Below are 23517 nucleotides of genomic sequence, written 5' to 3'. Positions count from 1 at the left end.
GGTTTTCCGCCTGGACATGCGTAAGGACAAACAGCAGGCGAACCGAACGGGAAAGACATTTCTTGCGCGACACTATCAAGACCTCCCTGCCAGAGTCGTCGGAAAGCATCACGGCCGTCCTGAAGCGGGTCGTTGCCGAGAATGGCCGCGACCATATCCGCGGTTACATTTTTGCCATCATCTGCCTGGCAACCGTCGCACTGACCACCGCCTTCACCGCCTGGATCATGGAAACCGTGATCAACGAGGCCTTCGCCAACAAGCGTGCTGATCTGGTCTGGATCATCTGCTTGTCGATCTTCATTGCCTTTTCACTGCGCGGCCTTGCGAGCTACGGTCAGGCTGTGGCGCTGTCGAAAATCGGCAACAATATCGTGGCGCGCTATCAGAAGCGGTTGTTCAACCACCTGATGACGCTGTCGATGGGCTATTTCAACGAAGCCCGTTCAGCGCATCTCGCAGCCCAGGTCAGCCAGAACGTCAACGGTATCAGAGACGTGCTGAACCTGACGATCACCTCGACGGCCCGCGATCTGCTCAGCCTGATCGGCTTGGTCGGCGTGATGCTCGCCAAGGACTGGGTCCTGACACTGATCGTCTTCGTGGTCGCGCCGCCGGTACTGTATTCTCTACGCTATATATCGAAGCGCCTGCGCAAGGCGACGACGGATTCCGTGCTGCTCAACAGCCGGGTTCTCGGCGCCATGCAGGAAAGCGTGCAGGGCATTGCCGTGGTCAAGGCTTTCACCATGGAAGCCGAGCTTGGCCGCAAGGTGGAAGGCATCATCGAAAGCGCCGAAAGCCGCGCCAACCGCATCGCCCGCCTCAGCGAGCGCACCTCGCCGATCACCGAGAGCTTTGCAGGCCTCGCGATTTCAGCCGTCATCGCCTACGCCTCCTATCGCACCATTGCCGGCGGCATGCTGCCGGGCGCCTTCTTCTCCTTCATCGCCGCCCTGCTGATGGCCTATGAACCGGCCAAGCGGCTGGCGAAACTGCAGATCCAGATGGAGCGGGCCGTGGTCAACGCCCGGATGATCTACGCCATTCTGGATACCCAGCCGCATCAGCGCGACAAGCCCAATGCCACCGAATTGACGGTGACCGAAGCCCGGATCGAGTTGCGCGACATTCATTTCGCCTATGGCAATGGTCCGGAAATTCTCAAAGGCGTCAGTATCATTGCCGAAGGCGGTAAGACGACGGCGCTGGTCGGGCCATCGGGCGCTGGCAAATCGACGATCATCACGCTGATCCCGCGCTTCTACGATCCGCCGCAGGGCCAGATCCTGATCGATGGACAGGACATCGCAGATGTCACCAAGGCCTCACTGCGCAAGCATATCGCCTATGTCTCGCAGCACCCTTACCTGTTTGAAGGCACGATCCGCGACAATATCCGCTATGGCCGTCCCGATGCCACCGATGCTGAGGTGGAAGAGGCAGCGCGTCTTGCCCATGCCCATGATTTCATCCTGGCGCAGCCGCAGGGCTACGAGACGCCTGTTGGCGAAAACGGCCTGACATTGTCCGGTGGCCAGCGCCAGCGCCTGTCGATCGCCCGTGCCCTGGTACGTAACGCGCCGATCCTGCTGCTCGACGAGGCAACCTCGGCGCTCGACACGGAATCGGAAGCCGCCGTGCAGAAAGCGCTCGATGAAGCCATGAATGGCCGCACCGTCGTTGTCATCGCCCATCGGCTGTCCACCGTCGTCAAGGCCGACAAGATCGTCGTCATGCAGGACGGTCGGGTGGTCGAGGAAGGCAATCACAGAACGCTGACGCAAAGTCCTGATGGGCTTTATGCACGGCTCAACAACATGCAGGCAACCAACGGAAGCCCGGCGCTGTAAACCACCGAGGCGGCCGAGGGCCAGGGTTGATGGGCGAATGATGACGGAGACCAAGGCATGACAGAGACGGCAACCAGTGCACCGATGAAGCTTGTGGTGGTTGGCGCCAGCGGCCGCATGGGGCAGGCGCTGATCCGGATCATCAGCCAGACTGATGGTGCGGTGCTGCATGGGGCCGTCAGCCGGCCTGGCTCGTCTGCTCTCGGGAAGGACGCTGGCGAACTCGCTGGTGTCGGCCAGCTCGGAGTGCCTGTGACCGACGACGCGCTCGCCGCCTTTGTCCATGCGGATGGCGTCATTGATTTTACTCGCCCGGAAACCTCGGTTGAGTTTGCCGCCCTCGCCGCCCAGGCCAGGATCGTTCATATCATCGGCACGACCGGCTGCTCTGCCACTGACGAGGCAAAATTCGAGGCCGCATCCCGGCATGCCCGGCTGGTCAAGTCGGGCAATATGAGCCTCGGCGTCAATCTGTTGTCGGTTTTGGTCGCCCAGGCAGCCAAGGCGCTGGAAGCCTCCGGCTGGGATATCGAGGTGCTTGAAATGCATCACAAGCACAAGGTCGACGCTCCCTCCGGCACCGCTCTGCTTTTGGGCGAAGCGGCCGCGCAAGGCCGTGGCATCGATCTCAACGACAAGGCCGCCAAAGTACGCGACGGCCATACCGGCCCGCGCGAGCAGGGCTCGATCGGTTTTGCCACAATGCGCGGCGGCTCCGTCATCGGCGAGCATTCGGTGCTCTTTGCCGGCGAAGGCGAACTCGTTACCCTGTCGCACAGTGCTGGCGACCGTTCTATCTTTGCGCGCGGCGCCGTCAAGGCAGCGCTCTGGGCTCGGGACAAGAAGCCCGGCCTTTACTCCATGCTCGATGTTCTCGGGCTTTCGTCTCAACTGTGATCTAAAAGAGGAATTCGTCGATGACCGGTACCCTCGTGCTCGTACGCCATGGCCAGAGCGATTGGAATTTGAAGAACCTGTTTACCGGCTGGCGGGATCCTGACCTGACCGAGCTTGGCGTGCAGGAAGCCAATGCCGGCGGCAAGGCGCTGAAGGATTACGGCATGACCTTCGACATCGCCTTTACCTCCGACCTCTCCCGCGCCCAGAAGACCTGCGCGATCATTCTCGACAATCTCGGTCAGTCCGGGCTTGAAACCATCCGCGATCAGGCGCTCAACGAGCGCGATTATGGCGATCTGTCCGGTCTCAACAAGGACGATGCCCGCGCCAAATGGGGCGAGGAGCAGGTCCATATCTGGCGCCGGTCCTATGATGTACCGCCGCCGGGCGGCGAAAGCCTGCGCGATACCGGCGCCCGCGTCTGGCCCTATTACCTCACCGAAATCCTGCCGCGCGTACTGCGTGGCGAAAAGGTTCTGGTGGCCGCTCACGGCAACTCGCTGCGCTCGCTGGTCATGGTTCTGGACAAGCTCACCAAGGAACAGATCCTCAGCGTCAATCTCGCGACCGGCGTTCCGATGGTCTATAAGCTCAATGCCGATGCCACAGTGGCCTCCAAGGACGTGCTCGGCGACATGTCCGGCGCTCACTGAGCGCCATCAGCCATCCAGTGACGGATGTGGGGCTCCTCTTTCGAGGGGCCCTTTATTTTTGGCTGAGTTTCAGCCGCCCTGCCTCGACCTTGTAACTGCCGAGCCTCGACAGGAAGCTCATGCCGATCAGCGTGTCTGATAGAGCCTTGTCGCGCAAAACCATGGCCTCGACATCCTCGACCCGCACGCTGCCAAGCTCGACGCGATCCAGCACGACCCGGGCCGCAGCAGTGGTGCCATTGGCGGTGGTGACCTTGTATTTGAAATCGAGCCCCTGGCCGCCAAAGCCGAGCCTGCGAGCCGTAGTCTCGTTGATGGCCACTGATGTAGCGCCCGTGTCAATCATGGCCTCGACGGACTTGCCGTTGATGCGGAAGGACGCGGTAAAATGACCACGATTGTCAGCGTTGAGAATTGCCTGGCCCGGCATAGATGCCATCGGTGGCGCAAGATTGGCGGGTTGCGCCACGGCGGCAGCAGGTTCCTGTCGCGCCATGCTTTGCAGATAGGCTGGCACCTGCGTCGCAACGACGGCAGTCAAGCCGGCAAAGACCAGAACCCGCATCAGCATGCCATTCACCCTTGAGAGTTTATCCGGGACAAGACGACACCGGTTCCCCGTCCGGAAATGCACAAGCCTTGATGCAGATAGAAAGAGGGCTGACCGTTTCATCCCGGTTAAGAGGATTGCTCAAATGCAAAACCCGGCGCTGGTAACGCCGGGCTTCGATCTCTTTTTGGTAAATGGGCTGTTACTTTGTACCGTACATCCGGTCCCCGGCATCGCCGAGGCCAGGAACGATATAGCCTTGCTCGTTCAGATGGCTGTCGATCGAGGCGGTGTAAATCGGCACATCAGGATGCGCTTCACGGAAATGCTTGAGGCCTTCGGGTGCGGCGAGCAGGCAGACGAAGCGCAGGTTCTTCGCGCCGCGCTCTTTCAGCTTGTCGACGGCGGCGATGGAGGAGTTGCCGGTTGCCAGCATGGGATCGACGACAATCACCAGCCGCTCCGACAGGCTTTCCGGTGCCTTGAAGTAGTATTCCACCGGCTGCAGGGTCTCATGGTCGCGGTAGACGCCGATATGCGAGACGCGGGCCGAGGGGACAAGATCGAGCATGCCTTCCAGCAGGCCATTGCCAGCGCGCAGGATCGACGCGAAGACCAGCTTCTTGCCTTCCAGAACAGGCGCTTCCATCTCTTCCATCGGGGTCTCGATGGTTTCGACCGTCAGCTCAAGATCCCGGGTGACTTCGTAGCAGAGCAGCGTCGAAATTTCCCGCAGCAGCCGGCGAAAGCCAGCCGTGGAGGTTTCCTTGCGGCGCATGAAGGTCAGCTTGTGCTGCACCAGGGGGTGATTGATGACTGTGACGCCGTCCATGGGAACCTCTTGTCTTTTCCGCTTTCGTCTCGATTGAACTGTTCTTCCAACGAATCGCCGTGCTGAGCAAGGGTTGCAGCGGCTAAATCGCCGTCTCATCCCCAGAACCGGCCTTTTGCAGCCTTTGCAGCAGGGCTTTCCGGGTTACCTCATCCACGAAAGCCGCCTCGATAGCGGTGCGGGTCATGGCATTGATCTGCGCCTCGGAGAAGCCCATGCCGGCCACCAAGGCATAATCATTGGCAAGCGAGGTATGGAAAAACGGCGGATCATCGGAATTGATGCAGAGCCGCACGCCAGCATCCGCCAAGGCCCTCATGGGATGGCTCGGGTAATCATCGAAAACCTTAAGCGCGATATTGGAGGCTGGGCAGACTTCCAACACCACGCCCTCATCTGCCAGCCGCTTCACCAGATCGGGATCTTCAATGGCGCGCACGCCATGGCCGATCCGGCTCGGGCGCACCAGATCCAGCGCATCACGAACGCTAAAGGCACCGCACAATTCGCCGGCATGGATGGTGATGCCGTAGCCGGCCTCGCGGGCGATATCGAAGGCCGGTGCATAATCGGCAACCCGGTTCATTCGCTCTTCGCCGGCCATGTTGAAGCCGGTGACCAGCGGATGACTATAACCGGCCAGCCATTTCGCCCGGCGCAGCACGTTGTCCGGGCCGAGATGCCGCTCGCCGATGATCACCATCCGGCATTCGATCCCTGTCTTGTCGCGAGCCGCGAGGATGCCGGCTGCCAGCCCCTCGATATAGGCTTCCGCCGATAGGCCCACCGCCTCACCGTGATCGGGAGAGACGAATAGCTCGCTATAGATCGTGTTGACGCTTGCCAATTCGCAGAGATAGGCCTCCGCCAGGGCGGCGTAATCTTCCTCTGTGCGGAAAACCGAGGCAACAAAATCATAGGCGGCTATGAAACTGGTAAAGTCCTCCCAGACATACCCGTTGTCACGGATGAACGGGTGCCAGTCGATACCGTATTTGTCTGCCTGGGCGGCAACGAGGGCCGGCGGTGCGGCCCCTTCGACATGGCAATGCAGTTCGGCTTTGAGCAGAGAGGCCGTCATAGAAAACTCCGTCCGTAGCGGCCCGGCTCAAGACCGAGATGGGCGGCGATGGTTTCACCGATATCGGCATAGCTGTCGCGAATACCGATCGAACGTGCCCGGATGCCGGGGCCGAAGGCCATGACCGGCACGCGTTCACGCGTATGATCGGTGCCCCGCCAGGTGGGGTCGCAGCCGTGATCGGCTGTCAGGATCACCATGTCGCCAGGCTCCAGCTTGCGGTAGACATCCGGCAGCCAGAGATCGAAAGCCTCCAGAGCCGCAGCATAGCCCGGCACGTCACGCCGATGGCCATAGAGCATGTCGAAATCAACGAAATTGGTGAAGACGAGGTCGCCGTCCTCGGCCTCTTCCACGGCCTTCAGGGTTGCCTCCATCAGAGCGGCATTGCCATTGGCCTTGATTTCGCGTCCCGTGCCCTGGTGGGCGAAGATATCGCCGATCTTGCCGATCGCATGCACGGTGCGGCCCGCCTCGCTCAATCGGTCGAGCAGCGTCGGTTCCGGCGGCAGAACCGAGTAATCGCGGCGATTGCCGGTGCGCTCGAATGTCGAGGCGCTGGTGCCGACGAAGGGGCGGGCAATGACCCGGCCGATGCGGTAGGGATCGAGCAGTTCCCGGACGATCTCGCAGAGCCGCAGCAGACGCTCCAGGCCGAACGCCTGTTCATGGGCTGCGATCTGGAAGACGCTGTCTGAGGAAGTGTAGCAGATCGGCTTGCCGGTGCGGCAATGCTCCTCCCCAAGCCGGGCGATGATATCGGTGCCAGAGGCATGACAATTGCCGAGAATGCCGGGAAGATCGGCCTTTTCGCAGATGGCAGCCACGAGTTCGGGGGGAAAAGCCTCTCCTTCTGTTGGAAAATAACCCCAGTCGAAGCGAACAGGCGTTCCGGCGATTTCCCAGTGACCCGAAGGCGTGTCCTTGCCCTTCGACACCTCGCTTGCCGCGCCATGCAGGCCAAACACCCGCTCCGGCAGGTCCATGCCGGCCGGCAGGCTGCCGCTTGCCATCTGGGCTATCTGCATCAGGCCGAGCGCCGACATATTGGGCAGCAGCAAGGGCCCGGCTCGCAGACCTTCACGGTCGCCGACGCCAGCCGCACAGAATTCGGCAATATGGCCAAGCGTATCGGCCCCCTCATCACCATAGGCCGTTGCATCCGGGGCGCCGCCGACGCCGAAGGAATCCAGAACGAACAGAAAGGCGCGCGCCATGTTTTATCCATCCCACCCAAAGGGCATGTCACAATCGATTGAACCGATTGCATAGCCATTCAGGCGAATGAAGGCAAATCGTCGTGGAGACATGATCTCGGCGGAAAACCGCTACGCACTTTCCTGGGAATAGCTTCACCTCGCGCATTCCCGATTGGCAAAACCGCTACGCACTTTTCCTGGGAATAGCTTTCCTCACGCATTCCCGGACGGAAAACCGCTACGCACTTTTCCTGGGAATGCTTTCAACAATCCGAGCAGGCGATCTCGCCATTTTCGCGCTGTCGAAAGTAATAATCACGGGCGAGAGTGATCGTACTGACACTCGATCCGGTAAAACCGGTCATGTAGGTCACGAGTTGATGCGGCATCGTCAGTTCCGCATGCACAAAAAACGCGTTGGCGGCGGCCATGCTGTTTGGAAGTGTCACCGTGGCACCCGTCGCGTAGGGTTTTGAGCCGTCCTGGGCCCAGGACCATGCTACCGTCGCCTTGACATTGGCGTCGACTTTGATGCCGGTGATTTTTAGCGTGTAGCCTGTCGTGGCCGTCGGGGCAAAAATTGCGTTCATCACGTCAGGCATTGTCTTCAAAAAGGCCTTCGTGACAGTCTTTTGCTGGCGCGCAACGATATCGGCAATGGCGCCGGCGCTGGAGGTCGTACGCTGTGAGACACCGAGCGCCATCGTCAGTTCGAAAGCACCGAGATAAAGCACCAGAAGCAGGGGCACGATGAGGGCGAATTCGACAGCACCGACGCCAGAGCGATCTCGCACCATTTGTGCCAAGCATCTATGAGCCGAGCCAAAACATGCGATCATGGCGGGTGGCCGGCTCATGGATAATTCTCGTTCTGGAACGCCGTGGTCGAGACGATCAGGTAGTCCGAGTTACTCGATACCCCCGGGCGATGGATGGTGGCGATATAGGGCCGCACGAGATCAGTGGTGACAGGCCAGTAATAGAAGGCCCGCAGCATGTTGATCGAACTTGCGCCGCCGGGTGTAAAGGCAAAGCTCGACGTATCGAGGCTGCCCGAGGTCGTGGCAATCGTCGTCGGCATGGCCGAAAATGTGGAAAAACTGCGAACGTCGAGCCAAAGTCGATTTGGCGTCGCCACTTCATTCGCATCGCAAGTCAAAAGGAAGGAGATCTCGTTGCAGAAAAGCTGGCGGAACTGCACCGCGGTCTTATCGGTGCTGCGGCTTAACTGGTAGGTGATGTTGCCGGTCCGCAACTGCCGGCTCAGCGTATCGACCGCAGCATTGACGGTCTGTTCCGCAATGAAGGCTACAAAAGTTTCGAGAATGGCGAAAATGATCAAGAAATACGGGATAGCGAGGATCGCAAACTCGATGGCGGCCGAGCCGTCACGGGAGCGCCGAAACCGCAGGGCCGCGATTTTCCATCGCCGCCACGGTCCGTCGTCGCGCTCACTGCGCAAGCCATCTGAAAACGTCATCTCAGAATACCAGTTGTTGTATCCGAGCGAAGACTAGGGCCGTATCTGTTTAATTTTCGTTTCCGAATTATGTCAGTTTGCACGCGAAGCGGCAAAAACAGCCAAACAGTACACGTTAGAGAAACTGAATGAACTCAGACGTTTAGTTTGTGCAGACGTCGCTTCGCATGCTGCGCACCGACCTACTGGTTGACCGTGGCGCTCGAGGTGCCGCCCGTGGAAGAGGTGTCGCCCGAGGAGGACCCGGACTGGGTGTGTTGCTCACAGCTCGGCGTGCATGAAAGCACTGTCCGTTGCGTCTGCTTGTACAGGCGCACGGTATTGGCTTCGTCAATCGAAACGAGAATTCGTTCATCTACGATGGCGTTGCCCTGACTGTCCAACAAAACCAGATTGGTCGTGCCGAAGCTGCGGCCGGTCAAGACGATGGTCTTCGGATCGGCCACCGTTGCGTCTGCCACCTTTTCGTTGCCGATGATGACCTTGCTGACCGGGCGGTCGAGCTTCAGAATTCGCGCCTGGTTCATAAAGACGCGCATCATCGGGTCCTCGGCGCAAGCCGGACTACCCCCGAATGCCGTTGCGGCAAGCAGCAGGCCAAGGCAACAGCGAATTGGCAAGGGCAGTATCATAAAAGAACATTTCCCGGCTGGAGAACAGAACTCAAGCCTGAGGTAAAATGGTAAATGAAGCGTGAAACTGCTGCCTGTTCAGGACAAGGAAGACAAAAACACTGGCGACTGTCTCGCAACCGGCCAGCTGCGCGCAGAGAAAAAGGCACAATTATGGATTGGAAAGCTACATAACGAAAGTTGATCAGCTAGAAAGCAAGGATTGTAGAGATTTGTTTTATTTTGCATTTACCACAACAAAATCAACGGCCTGTTCAGTGTTAATTAACTCGTTTTTTTAAGCCGATAGCAATAGCCGGACCTGTAATTTCTGCTCAACCGATCGACGGGAACAGTTGACGGACGAGATCAAACCCTTGTGGAGCAGGAAGAGAACATGACCAAGATTTTCGCACGTCTCATGAAAGACGAATCCGGCGCAACCGCGATCGAATACGGCCTGATTGCCGCCCTGATTTCCGTGGCCCTGGTTGCAGGCGCAACCTCGCTCGGTACCAGCATCAGCAGCACATTCACCAATCTGACAACGCAGATGAACAAGGGCGTTACGAAGAGCCAGTAAGCTTTGGTCGCCGGGAAGCGACCTCGTAGCGGGTCGATTGTTTAACTTGAGTTCTAGCAAATGACGGGGACAGTCGGCAGGCGATCGAACCCTTTGGATCAGGAGAAAAGCATGAAGACTTTTTCACGTTTCTTGAAAAACGAATCCGGCGCAACCGCCATCGAATACGGCTTGATAGCTGCGCTGATTTCCGTTGCTCTCGTTGCAGGTGCGACCTCGCTCGGAACGAGCATCGGAACCACCTTTAACAATGTGGGAACGCAGATGGATAAGGGCGTCACCAAGAGCCAGTAAGCTTTGTCAGCCGCAAGGCAGCCTGACATGGCATGATAACAGCGGTCTTAGTGTTCATGCAAAAGAGCCGCCTGTTCAAGGCGGCTTTTTCATTTCCACGGTCGGCATACCGCTTCTTTACTTATTTTTGCTAACTCAGTTTTACACGGGCCGTGTGGCGCGTCCTCTTCTTTTGGATATCTAACGCGATGCTGGCTATTACGCTATCTCTGGTCTTTCCACTTTGCATGGCAATGGCAGCGTTTACCGACCTGTTCGAAATGAAAATCCCAAACAAGATTCCGCTGTCGCTGCTGCTCGGCTTTGCCGCGCTTGCCATTGCGCTCGGACTGCCGCTGACGCTGATCGGCATGCAGATCTTTGGGGGACTCATCGTATTCATGGGTTGCTTCACACTGTTTGCATTCAACGTCATGGGCGGCGGCGATGCCAAGCTCCTGACGGCGGCGGCGGTCTGGTACGGTTTCAATATTAGCCTCGTCGAGTTCTTAATCGAAGTCGCTTTGTTCGGCGGTGTCCTGACCGTGATGATCGTTTTGTTGCGCAGCCAGGCCAATACCGTCATGGCGCTCGGCCTGCGTCTGCCGCGCTCGCTGATCGTCGAGAAGAAGATCCCCTATGGCATTGCCATTGCAGTCGGTGGCTTCTGCAGCTTTCTCAGCGCACCGTTGATCGCGATAGCGCTTTCGCGCGCCGCCCAATAACGTCCGGTGGCAGCCGGTTCGGCGACGAATGTTGACAAATTTTTACCTCGGCCAAACAGAAATTACGCCGGGTTTTTCTTTGAAACCTAGCAAAGTTTGGTTACTTTTATGATCTGTTAACCAAACCAATAAGGTCATTGTTAACTATAATTACACCAATTTCTGGTCATCTCAGCCTCACGATCGCGTTCGCCGCCTTGAGGACAGACCATGAAACCCGCCCGAATTCTAATTCTCTTTGTCGCAGTGGTCGCGGCCGGCTTGGCCGGGCTGCTGGCCATGGGGCTGAGCGGGCAGAAGCGCGTCGTTGTCCAGCAGTCGGAGCCTGTTGTCACCAAGGAGCCGACGACGAAGGTCCTTGTCTCGTCTTCGAGTCTGCCTGTTGGTGCGCGGTTGAGCGACAAGGCGATGCGCTGGATGGAGTGGCCGAAATCCGACCTGGTCGACGGCTTCATCACCGAAGAAAACCGTCCGCAGGCGTTGACCGATCTCGCTGGCCTCGTGGTGCGCCTGCCGATTTTCGAAGGTGAGCCGATCCGGATCGAAAAGATTGCCGATGCCTCCAACAAGACGCTCTCAGCGCTGCTTCCTGCCGGAAAGCGGGCAATTTCTACTGAAATCTCCGTGGCGACCGGCGCTGGTGGCTTCATCCTGCCCAATGACCGGGTGGACGTCATCATGGTCCGCAAGGGCGACAACGATAATCACCTGACAGAAACCGTTCTGTCCAATGTCCGTGTTCTCGCCATCGATCAGCAGATTGAAGAGAAGAACGACGGAACCAAGTCGGTCATCGGCACGACAGCCACGCTGGAACTCACGCCAGAGCAGACAAAGGTGCTCACCGTCGCACAGCAGATGGCCGAGCGGCTGTCACTGGCGCTGCGCTCCGTGGCCGACGCGCAGGAGCAGGACAATACCGCAGCCAGTTACCTGCTCAGCGGCGACGGCGGCGGTCCACAAGTTCAGGTCATCAAATCAGGACAGATCGTCAAGTCCACGGGAGCTGTAAAACAATGATCAGACGGTTTCCCAAAAGCATGTCCACGCAGCGCCTGCTGCGCATCGCCCTGACGGGCACGTTGTCGCTCGGTCTTTCGATTATTGGCGTACCCGGTGCTGGTCCGCTTGCCTGGCAGGTGGAAGCCCTTGCTGGCGGCGCCCAGAGCCTGGTGCGTATCGCCCAGACCGGTCCAGGCGCGCGGCGCGACCTGAAGCTTGGTTTGAATAAGGCCATTGTCGTCGACTTGCCGGAAGATGCCCACGATATCCTGGTGGCCGATCCTGAACTGGCCGATGCCGTCACTCGCACGTCGCGGCGCATCTATCTGTTCGGCAAGAAGGTCGGACAGACCAATATCTTCATCTTCGGCGCCGATGGCCGCGAAATCGTCAGCCTCGATCTGCAGATCGAGCGCGATATCGAGGGTCTTCAGGCCAATATTGCCCGGTTCATTCCAGACTCCAATATCAAGGTCGAGATCATCTCCGACAACGTCGTGCTGAGCGGCACCGTGCGCACCCCGCAGGATTCCTCTCGCGCCATCAGTCTCGCCAAGGCTTTCCTTCAGGGCGGTGAAGCCACCACCCGCGGGGAGACGGCAACCAGCAACAGCAGCGGTGACGGCGCGGTGGCCATCTATGCGGAAGACCGCCAGACCTCGCAGATCGTCAACATGTTGACGATCGAAGGCGATGACCAGGTGACGCTGAAGGTGACCGTCGCCGAAGTCAGCCGCCAGGTTCTGAAACAGCTCGGCGTCAGTGCCAGCGCCACGGATGGCACCAGCGGCATCAGCTATGCCAATCCGGCCAATCTCGGCAATGCCGTCGATGTCGGCGGCACCGCAGCAATTTCGAAATCGATCGGCAGTTTCGGCATCAGCGCCTATGTCAACGCCATGGAACAGGCCGGCGTGATGCGTACACTGGCCGAGCCCAGCCTGACGGCCATTTCTGGCGAGCAGGCAAAATTTTACGTCGGTGGCGAATATCGTCTGGCTGCAGGCCAGGAAATCTCCACCGACAGCACCACCGGCCAAAAGACAGTGTCGCGAACCACGTCGACGGTCGACTATGGCATCCAGCTGAATTTCCGCCCCGTGGTTCTCTCTCCGGGCCGCATTAGCCTGGCGATCGAGACCAACGTCTCAGAGCCAACGTATGAAGGCAATGTCGTTACCGGAAATACCGACGCTTCCATTCCAGGCTCGACATATATGTCGATCCGCAAGCGCGAGGCATCCACTACGGTGGAACTGCCGTCCGGCGGCTCGATCGTGATTGCCGGCCTGGTGCAGGACAATGTGCGCCAAGCAATGTCGGGCCTGCCCGGCATTTCGAAAATCCCAATTCTCGGCACCCTGTTCCGCAGCAAGGATTTCGTGCGCAACGAGACCGAACTGGTGATCATTGCCACGCCTTATCTCGTCCGTCCCGTCGCGCGCAACGCGCTGTCGCGCCCCGACGACAATTTCAACCCGGCCGGCGACGGCGCCATGTATTTCCTGAACCGAGTCAACAAAGTCTATGGCCGCAAAGAAGCGACAGCGAACGGCGGCGCCTATCATGGCAACGTCGGCTATATCTACAAGTGAGGGCGGACAGATGAGATTTTACCCGGCATATCGCCTAAATACCGTCTCTGCCCACCAGCTCGCCCGCATTGCAGCTCTTTCGGTCGGCTTTGCCGCAGCGCTTGCGCTCTCCGGCTGCGGCGGCATGAGAGACGACATGAAGACCGGTTCTATTCCGGATGATTATCGCACCCGCCATCCCATCGTCGTTACCGATGTGGAGCATTCGCTGGATCTGCCGGTGGCGCAGGGATCCAGCCGTCTGACCATCGGCATGAGCGATTCCATAATTGGCTTTGCCCAGGATTACCGCAATGCCTCGACCGGCTACGTGCAGATCATGGTGCCGCGCGGCTCGCCAAATGCGGCAGCGGCGTCCACCCTCGCCCGCCAAGTGCATAGCCTGCTGATCGCCAAGGGCATTGCCGCACCAAAGATCATCGAGCGGCCGTACTCGGCCGAAGCGACGGGCGATGCAGCACCGATCCGCCTGAGCTATGTCGCCACGACGGCGGTCGCCGGTCCCTGCGGACAGTGGCCGGAGGATCTGTCGAACGACACGTCTCAGAACCGGAACTGGCAGAATTTCGGCTGCTCTTCGCAGGCCAATCTGGCCGCGCAGATCGCCAGTCCGACCGACCTGATCGCCCCGCGCGGCACAACGCCGATCGATGCCGAACGGCGCGCGACCGTGATCGACAACTATCGCAAGGGTAAAGATACCTCGACCACGACATCCACGACGAACTGATCGAGAGGATCGCGGGGGACAGGCAGATGAATACGATCAAATACGACATTGCCGGATCGAGTGACGAGGATATGGCTCCGGAGCCGGTTCGCGCCAGCAATCTTGAACAGTTTCGGCCCTTGCCGCGCATTTCCGTGCACGCCTTCTGTATCACGGATACTGTGCTTGCCGTCATGGAAGAGGTTTCGCGCGACCGCCGTATGGCAAAGGTCAGCACGCGCATCACCAGCGGCGGCATTTCTGCAGCCGTAAACATGTTTGCGGGCGCGCCGACACCCAATCTTGTCATCCTGGAAACCGATTCCAAACCGGAAGATCTGCTAGGCGATCTCGCGCCACTCGCGGAGGTTTGCGATCCATCGACACGCGTGATCGTTGTCGGGCGCTATAACGACATCGCGCTTTATCGCGAACTGATGCGCAACGGCGTGTCGGACTATATCGTCGCGCCAGTCAGCATGGCCGATATCATCGGCGCCTTGTCCTCGATCTTCATCGATCCCGATGCCGAGCCGCTCGGGCGCAGCGTCGCCTTCATGGGTGCCAAAGGCGGTGTCGGTTCCTCGACCATTGCCCATAACGCCGCCTTCATGATCGCTTCGCTGTTTGCTTCGCAGACCATCCTGGCCGATCTGGATCTGCCATACGGCACAGCCAATATCGACTTCGACCAGGATCCGGCTCAAGGCATTGCCGAGGCCGTGTTTGCCCCGGAGCGGCTGGACGAAGTGTTTCTCGACCGTCTGCTGACCTCCTGCTCGCAAAACCTTTCACTGCTGGCCGCCCCCTCACTGCTTGACCGAACCTATGACTTCGATCGCGGCGCGTTCCTACCGCTTCTGGAGACCTTACAACGCAGCGCTCCGATCACGGTTCTCGACGTCCCGCACGGCTGGAGCGAGTGGACGCTCGCCCTGTTGGCTGAAGTCGACGAGATCGTCCTGACTTGCGTGCCCGACCTTGCCAATCTGCGCAACGTCAAGAACCTGCTGGACGCGCTGAGACGGCTGCGCCCCAATGACAAGATCCCTCACTTGATCCTCAACCAGGCAGGCATGCCGAAGCGGCCGGAGATTTCGCCGGGCGATTTCTTTGAGCCGCTGGAGATGCAGCCGGCAGCCATCATTCCCTTCGATACGCAGCTTTTTGGCAATGCGGCCAATAGCGGGAGAATGATTGCCGAGATCGACGCGAAGAGCCCGACGGCTGAGACATTTTCCCAGATCGCTCATCTCGTCACAGGACGGGTGAGCGCAAAGAAGCAGAAGAAGTCTGGACTTGGCACGATCTTCGGCCTGCTCGGCCGCAAATGAACATGACCAAGTAGACAGGCATGACAAGAATGCCTTTTGACGAGGGCCAACTGGAACGAGACGATGTTCGGTAAACGTGGAAATGAAGGGTCTGGAAAGTCCGGTGCCGGCGTGCCGCTGCCGGTCTCGACGCTGTCATCGCCCAATCCGGCAACCACCGCACCGTCGGGCCGGCTCGATGCCGCGCGCGCTGAAGCACCAAGACCGGCGCCAGCCGCCGATCAAGCTTCGCGACGTCGTCAGAACCGCACCGAAGACTATTACGACGTCAAGAGCCAGGTATTCTCGGCGCTGATCGATACGATCGATCTGTCACAGCTTGCCAAGCTGGATGCGGAAAGCGCGCGCGAGGAAATTCGCGATATCGTCAACGATATCATTTCCATCAAGAATTTCGCCATGTCGATTTCCGAGCAGGAAGAACTGCTCGACGACATCTGCAACGATGTGCTCGGCTATGGCCCGCTGGAGCCGCTTCTGGCGCGCGACGATATTTCCGACATCATGGTCAATGGCGCCGGCCAGACCTTTATCGAAGTCGGCGGCAAGACCATCGAATCCGAGATTCGCTTCCGCGACAATGCCCAGCTTCTCTCCATCTGCCAGCGCATCGTCAGCCAGGTCGGCCGCCGGGTCGACGAATCGAGCCCGATCTGCGACGCGCGCCTGCCGGACGGATCGCGCGTCAACGTCATCGCTCCGCCGCTGTCGATCGACGGCCCCGCGCTGACCATCCGTAAATTCAAGAAGGACAAGCTCAATCTCGACCAGTTGGTCAAGTTCGGCGCGATCACACCCGAGGGCGCGCAAGTGCTGCAGATCATCGGTCGTGTCCGCTGCAATGTGGTGATTTCAGGTGGCACGGGCTCGGGTAAGACAACGCTTCTCAACTGTCTGACACGCTATATCGACCCAGACGAGCGCGTCATCACCTGCGAGGATACGGCCGAACTGCAATTGCAACAGCCGCATGTGGTGCGCCTCGAAACCCGCCCGCCGAATATCGAGGGCGAAGGCGAGATCACCATGCGCGATCTCGTCAAAAACTGCCTGCGTATGCGGCCGGAGCGGATCATCGTCGGCGAAGTGCGCGGATCCGAGGTCTTCGACCTGTTGCAGGCGATGAATACCGGCCATGACGGCTCCATGGGCACGATCCACGCCAATACGCCGCGCGAATGCCTCAGCCGTATGGAATCGATGATCGCCATGGGCGGCTATTCGCTGCCGGCAAAGACGGTGCGTGAAATCATTTCCGGTTCGGTCGACGTCATTATTCAGGCGGCCCGCCTGCGCGACGGCTCGCGCCGCATAACCCACATTACCGAGGTTGTGGGGATGGAAGGCGATGTAATCATCACCCAGGACCTGATGCGCTACGAGATGGACGGCGAAGACCTGACCGGCAAGATCATCGGTCGGCATATCTCCACCGGCATCGGCAAGCCGCATTTCTGGGAACGGGCGCGCTATTACAATGAAGAACGGCGCCTGGCGACGGCGCTGGACGCGATGGAACAGAAAACCGGTATGGCATAAGGCGGAACAGCCATGAACCTGAATGTGCTTGCGATTGTCATTCTCGCCGCTCTTGCGGCAGGGTCGCTGGCCTATGTCTTCCTGTTTTCACGGGTCGAAGCCGACAAAAAGACTGCGAGCCGACTTGCAAGGGTTAAGAACGCAGAGGCAGACACCGTCAAGAAGCAAGTGACCCGTGATCGGGTCCAGGAGCTCTCTAAGCGCCGCAAGTCGGTGCAGGACACGCTGAAGGAAATCGAGCGCAAGCAGAACGAGAAAAACAAGAAGATCTCCGGCCAGTCGCTCAAGCAGCGGCTTGGCCAGACCGGACTGAACCTCAGCCTTCCCCAGTTCATCATCGCCTCGACGACGCTTAGCCTCGTCTTCTTCTGCATCTGCTTCGTACTTGGCCTGTCGCTGCTGGTGGCTGCAGGTATCGGCTTTACGGCGGGCGCCGGTTTGCCGCGATGGATAGTCAATTTTCTGATCAAGCGGCGCCAGGAAAAATTCCTCACCGAGTTTCCCAATGCGCTCGACGTAATGGTGCGCTCGATCAAGTCGGGCCTGCCACTCAACGACGCGATCCGGATGATTGCGGTCGATGCGCAGGAGCCGGTCAAGACCGAGTTCCGCCGCGTCGTCGATAGTCAGCAATTGGGGATCACGGTGCCGGAGGCCTGCGCCCGCATGTTCGCTTCCATGCCGCTGCAGGAAGTCAGTTTTTTCGCCATTGTCATAGCCATCCAGTCGCAAGCAGGCGGCAATCTTTCGGAAGCTCTCGCCAACCTGTCGAAAGTACTGCGCGAGCGGCGCAAGATGAAGGCCAAGGTCAGCGCGCTGTCAATGGAGGCCAAAGCCTCTGCCGTTATCATCGGGGCGCTGCCCTTCATCGTCGCCTTTCTCGTCTATATCTCGTCGCCGGCTTATATCATGGTGCTTTTCACTGACCCACGTGGCCACATGATTCTCGGCTTTTCGGCGGTGTGGATGTCGATCGGCATTCTCGTCATGCGCAACATGATCAACTTCGATATCTGAGGGCTCGCCATGTCTGCCGATCTCGCCGCCAAGCTCACCAATCCGGCTCTGCTGATTGCGGTCCTGGTGGCCATTGCTGTCCTTGCCACGCTTTACACGCTGATTTCGCCGCTGCTGGAGCGCAACGACCTCAATCAGCGAATGAAGGCCGTGTCTTCGGAACGAGACCTGATCCGCGCCCGAGAGCGCGCCCGGATGAACGGCGAGGGCAGCCGCGGTAGCCTGCGCAGCACCGAGAACAGTTCGGCCCGCAAGATCGTAGAGCGTTTCAACCTGCGCAAGGCGCTGGTGGATGAAAAGACCGTGGACCGGCTGAAGGCTGCGGGACTTCGGTCACAAAACGCGCTCAACACCTTCCTGGCGGCTCGCTTTTTGTTGCCCTTTCTGTTCCTGGCGCTGGCGACTGTCTGGATCTTCGTACTGAACAACCTGCAATCTCGCCCCTTCGCCATGCGCTTTCTGGCTGTCATCGTGGCGGGCTATATCGGCTTTTACCTGCCTAACATCTATATCTCCAATCGGATAACCAAACGGCAACATTCGATTAGACGTGCCTGGCCCGATGCTTTGGACCTGATGCTGATCTGCGTTGAATCCGGCATGTCGATGGAAGCGAGCATGCGTCGCGTCGCCGACGAGATGGCATCTCAATCACCGGCTCTGGCCGAGGAAATGGTGCTGACCACCGCAGAGCTGTCCTTCCTGCAGGACCGGCGCACGGCCTATGAAAATCTGGGAAATCGTACGCAGCTGGAAATCGTCAAATCCGTATGCCAGGCCCTGATCCAGGCGGAACGCTACGGCACGCCGATCGGTCAGGCTCTGCGCGTGCTCGCTCAGGAAGGCCGCGACGAGCGGATGAACGCTGCCGAAAAGAAGGCGGCCGCGCTACCCCCGAAGCTCACCGTACCGATGATCCTGTTCTTTCTGCCAGTTCTGGTAGCCGTTATTCTCGGCCCGGCCGGCATTCGCGTTTCCGACCGCTTCTGATCCGACACGGTAGCGGCCGAGTCGGTTTATTTCCTCTTATGGGCCACGCGCTTGCAAAACCGTGATGGGCCGCAACGCCTCCTGACCTTTCATCGGCGGCCCACATTTCCTATATCTGCTCAAGATGGCAACGAAGGGAGATCTCCATGCAAACGGTCGCAGCATATGGCATGGCAGCCTTGTTGGCGGCAGGCATGCTGATGGCTGGGCCAAGCCTGGCCGACCAGAACAAGTCCAGCCTGAACAAGACGCCAGCAGCGGAAAATTGGGCCCGGCCGGTTGAGGGCTATAAGGATTTGCCTGGCGTTAAGACGCAGGCGGAAATCGACAAACAGAATCTTGCAGCCAGCTATAACTGCAAGACGGAAACCGTGCTGATGGAAGGGCGCGGTACGCGCGATTTCCACTTCCTGGGATCCGGCATGCCGCGCACCGTCTATCACTGCACGACAGACAGCGGCGTGAGCTACACGGGAAGCGAGCCGCCACGCAGCGGCGCATGGGTACCAGGCATCGATCCGCGCGATGTCGGAGAGTAGCGTCCACGGTCATTGTCGACCAGTCCGAACGATATTTTTTTAATTTGAAGACCGCTGAAAAAACAAAAAAGCCCGGCAATGCCGGGCTCTTTGTTTCTTAAACCAAACCATTGATCTGGTTTAGGAATTGGTGCCCAGAAGAGGACTCGAACCTCCACACCCTTTCGAGTACCAGCACCTGAAGCTGGCGCGTCTACCAATTCCGCCATCTGGGCGACGAGGAGGGATTTAGTCGGCTGGGTGGCCCCTGTCAACACGGTTTTTGAACTTTTCATGTCATCGGCGATTTTTTTCGGGGACCACCTATCCCTTTCATTTTGCAGCATCATTCAACATTGACGCAAGCAACTGAAATCAGGGCTTTTAATTGGCGCAACGGCTGGAGCCAAAAAAACTGCTGCGAAGCTCTGCATCATCTCCTATAAAAATTCGGCTATGCCTGATACGCTTTTCAGCCGCGATACCAGGCGGTTAGAATCACCGGGGCAGAAGCATCACGGTGTTTTGCTTGGGGCTCCATAGGACGGCTTCCCAACGGATGACCCTGATTGAGAAAGCGAAGAAGCGATCCGGCCCGGCCGGAGTTTTTGAGGAGGCATTGAATGCCCTTTTTCCGCAATACCCTGATGGGGGTTGCACTATCCGTCGCGGGACTGATGCCAAGCCTGGCCTCGGCTGCCATGCCCCGGCCAGCAGAACCGTCCGCCACGGCAGCATCCGAGATCGTCGACATCCGCTATGTCTGCGATTCCTATGGCTGCTATGACAGACCGGATTACGGCCGTCCGCCGCCGCCGCCCCCGCCGCCAGGCTACTACCGGCCAGCACCGCCTCCACCGCCACCGGGTTACTATCGTCCAGCACCGCCACCGCCGCCCGGCTGGGGCCGCCATGTCCGCTGGTGCATGGACCGTCACCGGGCCTATAATCCGGACACAAACCGCTTTATCGGCGGCGATGGCCGTCCGCATGTCTGCCGCTCGCCGTTCTATTGAGGGCGAAGGCACCGCATTGTGAGCCGGTGAAGCGTTGATTTTGCCAAGAGCCGGGAGGCTGGCTTTTGGTGGAAAGAAATTGCTGTCCAGCAATCTCGCTTTCTTGATGCGCTTTCTGAGCGCCAAACTCATAAAAAATGCCGCGCAGTCCTTCCGGAATGCGCGGCAAACTTTTGTTCAGGCAGTCAAATCAGGCCCGCAGCGTTCCACCGGTCGTCTTCTCGACATTGCCGACGATCTTCTTCGTCAGGGCGTCGAAATCCTCGTCCGTGAGGGTTTTTTCCACCGGCTGGATCAGCACTTCGATGGCCACAGACTTCTTGCCTTCGCCGACGCTTGCACCTTCGAAGATATCGAAGACGTTGACGCCCGAGATCAGCTTACGGTCGGCGCTGGTGGCAGCCTTGATCAGGCTGCCGGCTTCCACCGTGCTGTCCACCACGAAGGCGAAGTCGCGCTTGACCATCTGGAAGGGCGAAAGCTCCAGCGCGGGCTTGGTGCGGGTCGCCTTCTTCTTCGGCTCCTGCAGGGCGTCGAGATAGATTTCAAAGCCGCAGAGCGCGCCTGACACATCAAGAGCACTCAAGGTCTTCGGGTGGAACTCGCCGAAATGGCCGAGCACGACCTTAGGGCCCATCTTGATCGTGCCGGAACGACCGGGGTGATACCAATCCGGCCCGCCCTGTTCGATCTGCACATTGGCCATGGGCAGGCCGCAGGCTTCCAGAACGGCCATGGCATCGGCCTTGGCGTCATAGACATCCACCGGCTTGCCGCCACCCTTTGCAGCGTTGGACCACATACGGCCGGCGCCGGCAAGCGATGCCGTGCCACGGCGAATGCCACCGGCCACCCGGCGCTGACCTTCCGGCGTGTCGCCTTCATAAGTGCCGGACACTTCGAAGATCGCCACATCGCCAAAACCACGGTCTGCATTGCGCTGCGCGGCTGTCAGCAGCCCCGGCAACAGCGAAGGCCGCATGTCGGACATATCGGCGGCAATCGGGTTCGCAAGCTTCAGCGCAGCACTGCCGCCGCCAAATAGCTTCGCCTGATCTTCCGGAATGAAGGACCATGTCACAGCTTCCAGCATGCCGCGTGCGGCAAGCGCACGGCGCGCCGTGCGGGTGCGGATTTGCAGCGTCGTCAGAATGCGGCCATTGACGCTGCCGGTCGGCGGCAGCGGCTCAGGTTTGATATTGTCGACGCCGTGAATGCGCATGACCTCTTCAACAAGATCGGCCTTGCCATCCACATCGGGACGCCAGGAGGGAACGGCAACCGTCACCACCTCGCCTTCGCCTTCAACCTCGAAGCCAAGACCGGTGAGGATCGCGCGGGCTTCTGCGTTTGACACGGTGAGGCCCGTGAGGCGCTTCACTTCCGAGAAGGGGAAGGTGACGCGCTTCTTCTCGTGGCCCTTATAGCCCACAACCTTGGAGGCCGCTGCCGTACCGCCGCACATGTCGACGATAAGCTGCGTGGTGCGCTCCAGGCCTGGGATCATGTACTCAGGATCAACGCCACGCTCAAACCGATAGCGGGCATCGGTGATGATGCCGAGGCCGCGGCCGCTCTTGGCAATGTTGATCGGATCCCAGAGAGCCGATTCCACCAGCACGTTGACGGTGTTTTCATCGCAGCCGGAGTGCTCGCCGCCCATGATGCCGCCGATGGATTCGACTCCATTGTCATCAGCGATGACGACCGTATTGGCGCTAAGCTTATAGGTGCGGGTATCCAGCGCCAGGATGTCTTCGCCGTCCTTGGCGCGGCGTACGGTCAGCACGCCCTTGACCTTGTCCGCATCGAAAACGTGCATCGGACGGCCCTGGTCGAAGGTCATGTAGTTGGTGACGTCAACAAGCGCCGAGATCGGGCGCAGACCGATGGCCTTCAGCCGCTGCTGCATCCATTTCGGGCTCGGGCCGTTCTTGACGCCGCGAACCAACCGATAGGCAAAACCGGGGCAAAGGTTGCTGTCATCCAGTTCGAGGCGGACCTCCTGCGGTGTCTCGCCATCCACGGCGAAGGACGGAGCCTTCGGCTGCTTCAGCGTGCCGAGGCCTGAGGCGGCCAGATCGCGTGCGATGCCGTAGATGCTGGTGCAGTCGGGACGGTTCGGCGTCAGATTGATCTCGATGACCGGATCATCCAGCCCGATATAGGAGGCAAACGGTGTCCCGACCGGTGCATCATCAGGCAGGTCGATGATGCCGTTGTGGTCCTCGGAGACGTTCAACTCCTTTTCAGAGCACATCATGCCATGGCTTTCGACGCCGCGGATCTTGCCAACCGACAGTGTCACATCGATGCCGGGAACATAGGTGCCTGGCCGCGCCAGCGCCCCGATCAGGCCCGCACGGGCATTCGGTGCGCCACAGACGATCTGTACCGGCTTTCCGTCACCGGCATCGACCGTGAGAACCTTCAGGCGGTCTGCTTCCGGGTGCTTTTCGGCCGTCAGGATCTTGGCGATGGTGAATGGCTTATAGGCCGCACGATCATCGACGTCCTCGACCTCGAGGCCGATTGCCGTCAGCCGCTCGCAGATCTCATCAAGCGTGGCGTCGGTGTCCAGATGATCTTTCAGCCAGGAGAGGGTGAATTTCATTGTAACAATCTCTTCTTCCGCAGCGGGCGTCAGCCCTGATCCTGATTCAGTCGTTCCACGAGGCGAAACCGCTCGCAGACCAATTCCATGTCCGGCGAAAAGCCGCCATTGCGCCGAAAGTATTTTTCATGCTCTCGCCGCCAGCTTGTCAGTGACCGATCGTCTTCACCCTCTTCAAAGGCAAATTCCGCATCGACATCTTCAAACCGGCGAACAGTAACCTCGACCGTCTCGATCACCGCCGCCGGACGACCACTCCCATCCAGCACTATATCCTGCCGACCCACCTGAGGAAGCACTTCACCGCCCGGCGTGTAATCCCTGAGCGCCCCGCATGTTGCTGTCTTCGTGCCGATCAAAACCAGGCTGAGCAGTTCATCTGCCAGTTCAGGCGAATCGCCGAAGGCAAATTGCACCGCACCGGCATATTTTCCGCTCAGCAT

The 23517-nt window shown here is 59.2% G+C and carries 24 protein-coding genes and 1 tRNA gene; 15 read left to right on the top strand and 10 right to left on the bottom strand.

Going from position 1 to position 23517, the window contains the following annotated elements:
- Positions 1-62 precede the first annotated feature (62 nt).
- The 3 genes from BJF91_RS05795 (at position 63) to BJF91_RS05785 (ending at position 3406) form a co-directional block, all read left to right on the top strand.
- Positions 63-1853 carry an ABC transporter ATP-binding protein gene (locus tag BJF91_RS05795; protein WP_075613544.1) on the top strand — a complete coding sequence of 597 codons (1791 nt, stop codon included), beginning with the start codon at positions 63-65 and terminating at the stop codon, positions 1851-1853.
- An 84-nt stretch (positions 1854-1937) separates the two neighbouring features.
- Positions 1938-2750 carry a 4-hydroxy-tetrahydrodipicolinate reductase gene (dapB, locus tag BJF91_RS05790; RefSeq protein ID WP_075613819.1) on the top strand — a complete coding sequence of 271 codons (813 nt, stop codon included), beginning with the start codon at positions 1938-1940 and terminating at the stop codon, positions 2748-2750.
- A 20-nt stretch (positions 2751-2770) separates the two neighbouring features.
- The gene (locus BJF91_RS05785) at positions 2771-3406 is read left to right on the top strand and encodes a 2,3-bisphosphoglycerate-dependent phosphoglycerate mutase (protein ID WP_075613543.1); all 636 of its coding nucleotides are present in this window, start codon (positions 2771-2773) and stop codon (positions 3404-3406) included.
- Between the two features lie 52 nt (positions 3407-3458).
- Here BJF91_RS05785 and BJF91_RS05780 read toward each other — a convergent pair whose 3' ends face one another.
- The 7 genes from BJF91_RS05780 to BJF91_RS05750 form a co-directional block, all read right to left on the bottom strand.
- A complete protein-coding gene (locus BJF91_RS05780; RefSeq protein WP_075613542.1) occupies positions 3459-3977 on the bottom strand; it encodes a TIGR02281 family clan AA aspartic protease in 519 nt (172 codons plus the stop codon).
- A gap of 181 nt (positions 3978-4158) precedes the next feature.
- Positions 4159-4788 (bottom strand): uracil phosphoribosyltransferase, encoded by a 630-nt coding sequence (upp, locus tag BJF91_RS05775; RefSeq protein WP_075613541.1) that lies wholly within the window; start codon positions 4786-4788, stop codon positions 4159-4161.
- Positions 4789-4870: 82 nt separating this feature from the next.
- A complete protein-coding gene (locus BJF91_RS05770) occupies positions 4871-5869 on the bottom strand; it encodes an adenosine deaminase (protein WP_075613540.1) in 999 nt (332 codons plus the stop codon).
- Complete coding sequence (locus tag BJF91_RS05765) at positions 5866-7086, bottom strand: phosphopentomutase (protein WP_075613539.1); 1221 nt, start codon at positions 7084-7086, stop codon at positions 5866-5868. Before BJF91_RS05765 ends, BJF91_RS05770 begins: the two co-directional genes overlap by 4 nt.
- Before the next feature lie 245 nt (positions 7087-7331).
- Entirely contained in the window at positions 7332-7865 is a 534-nt protein-coding gene (locus BJF91_RS05760) for a TadE/TadG family type IV pilus assembly protein (protein WP_234801556.1), read from the bottom strand.
- 56 nt (positions 7866-7921) lie between these two features.
- Complete coding sequence (locus BJF91_RS05755; RefSeq protein ID WP_075613538.1) at positions 7922-8548, bottom strand: TadE/TadG family type IV pilus assembly protein; 627 nt, start codon at positions 8546-8548, stop codon at positions 7922-7924.
- A gap of 182 nt (positions 8549-8730) precedes the next feature.
- Entirely contained in the window at positions 8731-9177 is a 447-nt protein-coding gene (locus BJF91_RS05750) for a pilus assembly protein N-terminal domain-containing protein (protein ID WP_407639861.1), read from the bottom strand.
- Between the two features lie 379 nt (positions 9178-9556).
- On the opposite strand from BJF91_RS05750, the gene BJF91_RS05745 reads away from it, so the two are divergent.
- The 11 genes from BJF91_RS05745 to BJF91_RS05695 all read left to right on the top strand — a co-directional run bounded on the left by BJF91_RS05745 (position 9557) and on the right by BJF91_RS05695 (position 19465).
- The gene (locus BJF91_RS05745; RefSeq protein WP_075613537.1) at positions 9557-9742 is read left to right on the top strand and encodes a Flp family type IVb pilin; all 186 of its coding nucleotides are present in this window, start codon (positions 9557-9559) and stop codon (positions 9740-9742) included.
- Between the two features lie 111 nt (positions 9743-9853).
- Positions 9854-10036, top strand: a complete 183-nt coding sequence (locus tag BJF91_RS05740) for a Flp family type IVb pilin (protein ID WP_075613536.1) — start codon at positions 9854-9856, stop codon at positions 10034-10036.
- Between the two features lie 188 nt (positions 10037-10224).
- The gene (locus BJF91_RS05735) at positions 10225-10740 is read left to right on the top strand and encodes an A24 family peptidase (RefSeq protein ID WP_075613535.1); all 516 of its coding nucleotides are present in this window, start codon (positions 10225-10227) and stop codon (positions 10738-10740) included.
- 210 nt (positions 10741-10950) lie between these two features.
- Positions 10951-11760, top strand: a complete 810-nt coding sequence (cpaB, locus tag BJF91_RS05730) for a Flp pilus assembly protein CpaB (RefSeq protein ID WP_075613534.1) — start codon at positions 10951-10953, stop codon at positions 11758-11760.
- A gap of 20 nt (positions 11761-11780) precedes the next feature.
- Positions 11781-13337: a type II and III secretion system protein family protein gene (locus tag BJF91_RS05725; protein WP_234801555.1), complete on the top strand. Its 1557-nt coding sequence runs from the start codon at positions 11781-11783 to the stop codon at positions 13335-13337.
- A gap of 10 nt (positions 13338-13347) precedes the next feature.
- The gene (locus BJF91_RS05720) at positions 13348-14067 is read left to right on the top strand and encodes a CpaD family pilus assembly protein (protein ID WP_075613532.1); all 720 of its coding nucleotides are present in this window, start codon (positions 13348-13350) and stop codon (positions 14065-14067) included.
- Between the two features lie 26 nt (positions 14068-14093).
- Positions 14094-15380 (top strand): AAA family ATPase, encoded by a 1287-nt coding sequence (locus tag BJF91_RS05715; protein ID WP_075613531.1) that lies wholly within the window; start codon positions 14094-14096, stop codon positions 15378-15380.
- Between the two features lie 63 nt (positions 15381-15443).
- Positions 15444-16919 (top strand): CpaF family protein, encoded by a 1476-nt coding sequence (locus BJF91_RS05710; protein ID WP_075613530.1) that lies wholly within the window; start codon positions 15444-15446, stop codon positions 16917-16919.
- Between the two features lie 12 nt (positions 16920-16931).
- Positions 16932-17936, top strand: a complete 1005-nt coding sequence (locus BJF91_RS05705; RefSeq protein ID WP_075613529.1) for a type II secretion system F family protein — start codon at positions 16932-16934, stop codon at positions 17934-17936.
- 9 nt (positions 17937-17945) lie between these two features.
- Entirely contained in the window at positions 17946-18926 is a 981-nt protein-coding gene (locus BJF91_RS05700) for a type II secretion system F family protein (RefSeq protein ID WP_075613528.1), read from the top strand.
- Between the two features lie 146 nt (positions 18927-19072).
- The gene (locus BJF91_RS05695) at positions 19073-19465 is read left to right on the top strand and encodes a hypothetical protein (RefSeq protein WP_075613527.1); all 393 of its coding nucleotides are present in this window, start codon (positions 19073-19075) and stop codon (positions 19463-19465) included.
- Between the two features lie 128 nt (positions 19466-19593).
- Here the strand turns inward: BJF91_RS05695 and BJF91_RS05690 are convergent.
- Positions 19594-19680 (bottom strand) — tRNA-Leu (locus BJF91_RS05690).
- Positions 19681-20067: 387 nt separating this feature from the next.
- Between BJF91_RS05690 and BJF91_RS05685 the strand changes: the two genes are divergently transcribed.
- Positions 20068-20460: a BA14K family protein gene (locus BJF91_RS05685; RefSeq protein ID WP_075613526.1), complete on the top strand. Its 393-nt coding sequence runs from the start codon at positions 20068-20070 to the stop codon at positions 20458-20460.
- Positions 20461-20650: 190 nt separating this feature from the next.
- On the opposite strand, the gene pheT is transcribed toward BJF91_RS05685, so the two are convergent.
- Positions 20651-23074, bottom strand: a complete 2424-nt coding sequence (gene pheT, locus BJF91_RS05680) for a phenylalanine--tRNA ligase subunit beta (protein WP_075613525.1) — start codon at positions 23072-23074, stop codon at positions 20651-20653.
- A 29-nt stretch (positions 23075-23103) separates the two neighbouring features.
- Positions 23104-23517 carry an ASCH domain-containing protein gene (locus BJF91_RS05675; protein ID WP_075613524.1) on the bottom strand — a complete coding sequence of 138 codons (414 nt, stop codon included), beginning with the start codon at positions 23515-23517 and terminating at the stop codon, positions 23104-23106.

The sequence above is a fragment of the Gillisella taibaishanensis genome (genome assembly GCF_001938985.1).
GTDB classification, from domain to species: domain Bacteria; phylum Pseudomonadota; class Alphaproteobacteria; order Rhizobiales; family Rhizobiaceae; genus Allorhizobium; species Allorhizobium taibaishanense.
Note: the sequence above shows the minus strand (reverse complement) of the source record. Positions and strands in the feature narration are given on the sequence as shown.

Excerpts from the sequence above, each read along its gene's own strand:
- dapB (WP_075613819.1), top strand. The coding sequence starts at position 1,938 with ATGAAGCTTGTGGTGGTTGGCGCCAGCGGCCGCATGGGGCAGGCGCTG.
- BJF91_RS05785 (WP_075613543.1), top strand. The coding sequence starts at position 2,771 with ATGACCGGTACCCTCGTGCTCGTACGCCATGGCCAGAGCGATTGGAAT.
- BJF91_RS05780 (WP_075613542.1), bottom strand. The coding sequence starts at position 3,977 with ATGCTGATGCGGGTTCTGGTCTTTGCCGGCTTGACTGCCGTCGTTGCG.
- upp (WP_075613541.1), bottom strand. The coding sequence starts at position 4,788 with ATGGACGGCGTCACAGTCATCAATCACCCCCTGGTGCAGCACAAGCTG.
- BJF91_RS05770 (WP_075613540.1), bottom strand. The coding sequence starts at position 5,869 with ATGACGGCCTCTCTGCTCAAAGCCGAACTGCATTGCCATGTCGAAGGG.
- BJF91_RS05765 (WP_075613539.1), bottom strand. The coding sequence starts at position 7,086 with ATGGCGCGCGCCTTTCTGTTCGTTCTGGATTCCTTCGGCGTCGGCGGC.
- BJF91_RS05760 (WP_234801556.1), bottom strand. The coding sequence starts at position 7,865 with ATGGTGCGAGATCGCTCTGGCGTCGGTGCTGTCGAATTCGCCCTCATC.
- BJF91_RS05755 (WP_075613538.1), bottom strand. The coding sequence starts at position 8,548 with ATGACGTTTTCAGATGGCTTGCGCAGTGAGCGCGACGACGGACCGTGG.
- BJF91_RS05745 (WP_075613537.1), top strand. The coding sequence starts at position 9,557 with ATGACCAAGATTTTCGCACGTCTCATGAAAGACGAATCCGGCGCAACC.
- BJF91_RS05740 (WP_075613536.1), top strand. The coding sequence starts at position 9,854 with ATGAAGACTTTTTCACGTTTCTTGAAAAACGAATCCGGCGCAACCGCC.
- BJF91_RS05735 (WP_075613535.1), top strand. The coding sequence starts at position 10,225 with ATGCTGGCTATTACGCTATCTCTGGTCTTTCCACTTTGCATGGCAATG.
- cpaB (WP_075613534.1), top strand. The coding sequence starts at position 10,951 with ATGAAACCCGCCCGAATTCTAATTCTCTTTGTCGCAGTGGTCGCGGCC.
- BJF91_RS05725 (WP_234801555.1), top strand. The coding sequence starts at position 11,781 with ATGTCCACGCAGCGCCTGCTGCGCATCGCCCTGACGGGCACGTTGTCG.
- BJF91_RS05720 (WP_075613532.1), top strand. The coding sequence starts at position 13,348 with ATGAGATTTTACCCGGCATATCGCCTAAATACCGTCTCTGCCCACCAG.
- BJF91_RS05715 (WP_075613531.1), top strand. The coding sequence starts at position 14,094 with ATGAATACGATCAAATACGACATTGCCGGATCGAGTGACGAGGATATG.
- BJF91_RS05710 (WP_075613530.1), top strand. The coding sequence starts at position 15,444 with ATGTTCGGTAAACGTGGAAATGAAGGGTCTGGAAAGTCCGGTGCCGGC.
- BJF91_RS05705 (WP_075613529.1), top strand. The coding sequence starts at position 16,932 with ATGAACCTGAATGTGCTTGCGATTGTCATTCTCGCCGCTCTTGCGGCA.
- BJF91_RS05700 (WP_075613528.1), top strand. The coding sequence starts at position 17,946 with ATGTCTGCCGATCTCGCCGCCAAGCTCACCAATCCGGCTCTGCTGATT.
- BJF91_RS05695 (WP_075613527.1), top strand. The coding sequence starts at position 19,073 with ATGCAAACGGTCGCAGCATATGGCATGGCAGCCTTGTTGGCGGCAGGC.
- BJF91_RS05685 (WP_075613526.1), top strand. The coding sequence starts at position 20,068 with ATGCCCTTTTTCCGCAATACCCTGATGGGGGTTGCACTATCCGTCGCG.
- pheT (WP_075613525.1), bottom strand. The coding sequence starts at position 23,074 with ATGAAATTCACCCTCTCCTGGCTGAAAGATCATCTGGACACCGACGCC.
- BJF91_RS05675 (WP_075613524.1), bottom strand. The coding sequence starts at position 23,517 with ATGCTGAGCGGAAAATATGCCGGTGCGGTGCAATTTGCCTTCGGCGAT.